This is a genomic window from Novosphingobium sp. B-7 (assembly GCF_000410615.1).
Classification (GTDB): domain Bacteria; phylum Pseudomonadota; class Alphaproteobacteria; order Sphingomonadales; family Sphingomonadaceae; genus Novosphingobium; species Novosphingobium capsulatum.
In genome coordinates, this window is sequence record NZ_APCQ01000183.1 from 1 (window position 1) to 3,774 (window position 3,774).

At 68.7% G+C, this 3,774-nt stretch carries 2 protein-coding genes and 1 pseudogene; all 3 read left to right on the plus strand.

Translation table 11 applies throughout. The annotated features are described in order from the left end of the window. Window positions 1–709 (plus strand): annotated as a pseudogene (locus tag H926_RS32925) (FAD-containing monooxygenase EthA); the annotation flags it as partial. Then, window positions 706–1,482 carry a molybdopterin-binding protein gene (locus H926_RS0101965; RefSeq protein WP_022674803.1) on the plus strand — a complete coding sequence of 259 codons (777 nt, stop codon included), beginning with the start codon at window positions 706–708 and terminating at the stop codon, window positions 1,480–1,482. The pseudogene H926_RS32925 and the gene H926_RS0101965, both read left to right, overlap by 4 nt. Window positions 1,483–1,631: 149 nt before the next feature. Continuing rightward, on the plus strand, window positions 1,632–3,659 hold the full coding sequence (locus tag H926_RS25165) for a DUF3857 domain-containing protein (protein WP_022674804.1): 2,028 nt from the start codon (window positions 1,632–1,634) through the stop codon (window positions 3,657–3,659). The last annotated feature ends 115 nt before the right edge of the window (window positions 3,660–3,774 follow it).

The following is a 3,774-nucleotide window of genomic DNA, read 5'->3' on the forward strand; positions in this document are numbered from 1 at the left end:
CAAGCGGCGAGCAGCCCGCGCGCTCGGCCCGGCCTGGGACGAAGCGGCGTTCACCCCGCCCTATGGCCCGTGGCAGCAGCGGCTGTGCCTGGTGCCCGACGGCGACCTGTTTGCCGCCATCCGCGCCGGGCAAGCCAGAGTGGTCACTGGCCACATCGCCCGGATCGAGGCCGGCGGCGTGTTGCTGGCCGATGGGCAGCGCCTGCCGGCCGATGTGATCGTCAAGGCCACCGGCCTGAAACTGGCCGTGGCCGGCAAGATCGCGCTCAGCCGCGATGGCGTGGCGGTGAACCTGGCCGATCACGTCAACTACAAGGATTGCATGCTGTCGAACCTGCCCAACCTGGTGCAGGTGTTCGGCTATCTCAACGCCTCGTGGACGCTGCGCGCCGATCTGGTGGCCGCGTTCACTACGCGGGTGCTCGCCCACATGGCGCGCACCGGCACGCACGTGGCCACCCCTGTGCTGGCGGCAGACCACGGCCTGGAAATCGACGATACGCCCGCGTTTTCCTCCGGCTATCTGCTGCGTGGGCAAGACATGCTGCCGCGCAGCAGCACCGACCGACGCTGGCGGCTCAATCACGATTACCTCGCCGATCGCGCGTTTCTGGCCAAAGACCCCCTGGAGGATGGCGTACTGCGCTTTGACCGCGCGCCCCAGCCGCTTGCGCCCGCGCCCGATTGCGTTATCGATACGCCCCGATGAGCGACGCATCCCGCACAAGCCCCGCCCGCATCTGGACCGCAGCCCTGCTGGTGATCGGCGACGAAATTCTTTCGGGCCGGACCCACGACAAGAACATCGCCCAGGTTGCCACTTGGCTCAACGTCCAGGGCATCCGCCTCAAAGAGGTACGCGTGGTGGCCGATGACATGGCCGCGATCGTCGAGGCGGTGAACGCGCTGCGCGCGCGCAACGACTACCTATTCACCACCGGCGGCATCGGCCCCACCCATGATGACATCACGGTGGACGCGGTGGCCGCCGCGCTGGGTGTGGAGGTGGTGATCCACCCGGCCGCCCGCGCGATGCTGGAAGACTATTACGGCCCGCGCGGCGGCGTGAACGAGGCGCGGCTGCGCATGGCGCGCGTGCCAGCGGGCGCCACGCTGATCGAAAACGCGCTGTCGGGCGCGCCGGGCATTGCCGTGGCCAATATCCACCTGCTGGCTGGCGTGCCGCACATTGCGGCAGAGATGCTGGCGGCACTGACCGGCACGCTGCAAGGCGGGCTGCCGGTGCTGTCTGGCACGATCGGCTGCTGGGTGACCGAAAGCGAAGTGGCCGATCTGCTGCGCGAAACCGAGCAGGCCCACCAAGGCTGCCAGATCGGTTCCTACCCGTTTTTCCGCGAAGGCAAGGTGGGCGCCAATTTCGTCATCCGCGCCACCGACCAAGGCATTATCGATGCCTGCATGGCCGATCTCATGGCCGGCCTTGCCGCACTGGGCCGGCAGGGCGTGACCGGCGGGATCTGACCGCAAGCGACGGAAATCTCTCTAGACTTGGCTGGCACTTGGGGCATTATTCCCGCCGATGGGCGGCGCATGGCGCGCCGCATGGGGGGAACGGCGTGAATATATCCAGGGGCTTGGCTATCGCGGCCGGGCTGTCAACGGCGTCTGCCATGGTCTTGGCAGCAAGCCCCGCCTGCGCGGCCGCGCGCAGCACCACGCGCGAGGTGATCGTGGCCGATCCGGCGCCCTGGGTCTTGCCCCCGCCACAGCCGGCCACCGCCACGCCGCCTGCCACGGATGCCGCGCTCGCCGCGATCTATAGCGACACGCAATACATGGCTGGCCCCGATGGCCTGCAGGTCTACAATGCGATGCGCTATCGCATCGTCAAGCCGCAAGGACTGGCTGCCGGCAACCTTACCCTGACCTGGTCACCCGATGCCGGGCGCATGGTGCTGCACCGCCTGCGCGTATTCCACGCCGGGGCGATGCGCGATCTGACGCATACCGCCACCTTTTCGGTGATGCAGCGCGAGCAGAACCTGGAACTGGCCACGCTGGATGGGCGGCTGACCGCCGCCTATCAGATCCCCGGACTGGAAGTGGGGGACGAGGTGGAACTGGCCACCACGCTGACCGCGCGCGACCCGACGCTGAGCGATGCGCGCGGCGATCTCTATATCATGCCGCAGGCCAGTGCCACGGGCACGTTCCGCCTGCGCGTGTCGTGGCCGCAAGGCCAGGCGATGCGCTGGCAGACAACGCCCGATCTTGCCCCTACCCCGCTGCCCGGCGGCGGCAAGCTGGACGGCATCGCGCTGGAACTGCACGATCCTGATCCGCCGGCCGACGTGCCGCAGGGCGCGCCGGCACGCTATGGCTGGCGCCGCCTGGTGGAATTCACCAACTATGCCAGCTGGCCCGATTTTTCACGCCGGTTGTTCCCTCTCTATGACAAGGCGGCGCGGCTCGCCGCCAATAGCCCGCTCAAGGCCGAAGTGGCGCGGATCGCGGCCGCATCGCCCGACCCCGCCCGCCGCGCCGAGGCCGCGCTGCGCCTGGTGGAAGAGCAGGTGCGCTATGTCTATGTCGGCATGGATGGCGCCAACCTGACCCCGGCCGATGCCGATACCACGTGGCAGCGCCGCTATGGCGATTGCAAGGGCAAGACCGCCCTGCTGCTGGCGCTGCTGCGCGAACTGGATATCGAGGCGCAGCCACTGCTGATCCAGACCAAGGGGGGCGATGGCCTGGCCGATCGCCTGCCCAATGCCGCGCTGTTCGATCATGTCGTGGTGCGCGCGACCATCGCCGGCAAGCCCATGCTGCTCGACGGCACGCGGCTGGGCGATCGCTCGCTGGCGATGATCCTGCCACCGCCGTGGCGCCAGGGCTTGCCGATCACGGCAGAAGGCGCGCCGATCCTGTCGCTGCCCACGCCGCCACCGGTGCTGCCGCGCATGGTGGCGGTGCTCGATATCGATGCCAGCGCGGGGTTGGCGACCCGTGCCAAAGTGCGCGCGCGCCATATCCTGCGCGGTGACGAAGCGCTGGTGATCCGCAGCTATCTGAGCAGCCTGCCCGCCGTGGACGCCGAACGGGCGCTACGCAAGTATTGGGAAGCGCAGGAAAACTGGCTGGTTGCCGACAAGGTTTCGTGGGAAGCGGACGAAGCGCATGGCGCCGTGGTACTCAGCGCGCAAGGCCTGGGCGACATGGATTGGGAAGACATGGGCGATGGCGCGCATCGCTATTACCTGCCGGGCGCCGGCTTCAGCCCGCCCGATCGCCTGCGCCGCCGCGCCGACCAGGACCAGACGCTGCCCTATGCCACCGATTACCCGGCGTTTCGCTGCTGGGCCACCACGGTGCGCCTGCCCGCACCGGCCGCCGCGCACGACTGGACCTATTACGCCAAGCCGGTGGACCGTTCGCTGGGCGGTGTCGCCTATTGGCGCAAGGCCGGGCTCACCGGCACGGTGATGCGCACGGTGATGAGCCGGCGCGTGCTGCTGCCGGAAATCAGCGCGGCCCAAGCGGCCGAACTCAACCGCCAGATTCCCAAGTTCGACAACGACATGTCGTCGGTGTTCGAACAGACTGCGGTGAAAGGCGTGGCCCCGGCCAACCACGATGCCGCGCCGTTTGCCGACGATACCGACTGGCTGGCCGCCAAGACGCCATGCACTGCGCCATGATCGTCGGTCGCACCCTGGCGGTAGCCGCTCTACTGGACACCACGCTGGCGGGCTGCGTGCCAGCGCGCCTGCCGGCGCTGGAGGCGACGCTCGCCGCCCAGCCCAGCGCCACGGC

Coding starts and splice junctions, on each gene's coding strand:
- H926_RS25165 (WP_022674804.1), top strand. CDS start 1,632: ATGGTCTTGGCAGCAAGCCCCGCCTGCGCGGCCGCGCGCAGCACCACG.
- H926_RS0101965 (WP_022674803.1), top strand. CDS start 706: ATGAGCGACGCATCCCGCACAAGCCCCGCCCGCATCTGGACCGCAGCC.